This is a genomic window from Paenibacillus sp. 01T422, assembly GCF_056398785.1.
Window position 1 is genome coordinate 1 of record NZ_JBFTQB010001062.1, and the last position, 1,932, is coordinate 1,932.

Here is a 1,932-nt window from a genome sequence, read left to right on the forward strand (position 1 = left end):
GCTTTCCAGTTTATATGTCAAGTATTGTGACATAAATCAGGACTTACATAACGTAAATGGTAGTTAATTCCTATATCAATCTCCACATTAACAACAAATCTCACCTGATTTTCGTGAGGATGTCTTGGAAATAATAAAAATAGGGCTGTCCCAAACTAAAATGGCCTGACGGCCATTTTAGTTTGGGACAGCCCCTTTTCAACGTACACTTGATGGTAGTACATGATGTAAAAAGTGCAGTAATTTCGCATCTGAACCAGCTATAGGTACGGAATGGTGTAAAACGCGCATCAAATATAGCCACATCGCTCTATTTTCGATGGTATGGATGAGATTAACTGCACAAAATGCATGATTATCTCCGAAACCCTCGATAATACGAAAATTTACTGCACATTTTGCATCAAATTAGTTCAATTATCCGCTACGATTTCCCCTTGCGCGTCATCTCCGCAAGACCATCCCACCGTCATCGGTCACCTCRAGCAGATCGTTGAACGGCCCRGCGCCCTGCAGTTAATGCARAATAACGGACYGTAKCCCCGCCACAGGTGGAAAATGTGCTTTTTCAGAGRAATGGTGGACCTCTAGYTGCCGGACWTCAGRGTCATTGTGGATACCTATTTTAGGATTCGATGACCCCTCCGTCATCCAGCCCTAAACCTAGATCAAGGGGCTGATTCCTCAAGGTCTATTGACCTTTTGGAACAGCCCCTTCCCATTAGCTCTTTTCGTCAAACTCAAAATCAAAATCACCAATCTGAATCGTCTGCCCGTGCACAGCACCACGGCTGCGCAAATCTTGATCGATCCCCATATTCCGCAAAATGCGAGCAAACCGTGAGACGCCATCTTGCGTGCTGAAGTTCGTACGTTTGATCAACTTCTCAATCGAAGGACTTTCGATCACGAAGACATCATTTACGCGACGAATGGTGTAATCATTCTCTTCTTGTTTCTCGAAGCGATACACCTTACGCTCTTCTTTCTCTGCTACGCCTTCCACTTCAGGAGCGTGCGGAATGCTCTCTACGATATCAGAAATCTTATAGAGAAGATCTTGCACACCGCCACGAGTTAACGCCGAGATTGGATACACCGCGAGCTCTTTGCCATCAGCAGCAAGTTGCTCCTTGAATAAGGCAAGATTATCCTCAGACTCCGGCATGTCCATTTTGTTAGCAACAACGATTTGTGGGCGCTGCTCCAATTTAGCATTATATAGCTTGATTTCCTCATTGATCATCAGGAAATCTTGGTAAGGATCACGTCCATCAGCTGCGGACATGTCCACGACATGCACGATAACTCGCGTCCGTTCAACGTGACGCAGAAACTCATGACCAAGGCCCACGCCTTCGTGTGCGCCTTCAATCAAACCAGGAAGGTCCGCCATGACGAAGCTGCGGCCGTCACCAACATCGACAACCCCAAGATTCGGGGTAAGGGTTGTAAAGTGATACGCTGCGATTTTGGGCTTCGCCGCAGAGACAACCGATAGCAGCGTAGATTTCCCTACGCTAGGGAAGCCGACTAAGCCGACGTCGGCCATCACTTTCATCTCCAGCACCACCCAGCGCTCTACGCCTTCCTCGCCGTTCTCGGCAATCTCTGGCGCTGTAATGCGCTGTGTGACGAATCGTGTGTTGCCCCGACCGCCGCGGCCGCCTTTGGCAACAACGACTTCCTGGCCGTGACGCGTTAAGTCCGCGATGATTTCTTGTGTATCATCGTTAATTACGGTTGTACCCGGCGGGATGCGAACGATCATGTCCTCCGCGTTAGCGCCGTGCATGGACTTATTGCGGCCCTTCTCGCCGCGATCAGCCTTGAAATGCTTCTGATAGCGGAAATCCATTAGTGTACGCAAGCCCTCGTCGACGCGAAAAACAACATCGCCGCCATTGCCTCCGTCACCACCGGCCGGGCCAC

At 49.1% G+C, this 1,932-nt stretch carries 1 protein-coding gene; it reads right to left on the reverse strand.

What is annotated here, in order from left to right:
- Nucleotides 1-721: 721 nt before the first annotated feature.
- Nucleotides 722-1,932: GTPase ObgE (gene obgE / locus AC1DUA_RS35500; RefSeq protein WP_477504212.1), on the reverse strand; the 1,211-nt coding region annotated here is incomplete at its 5' end.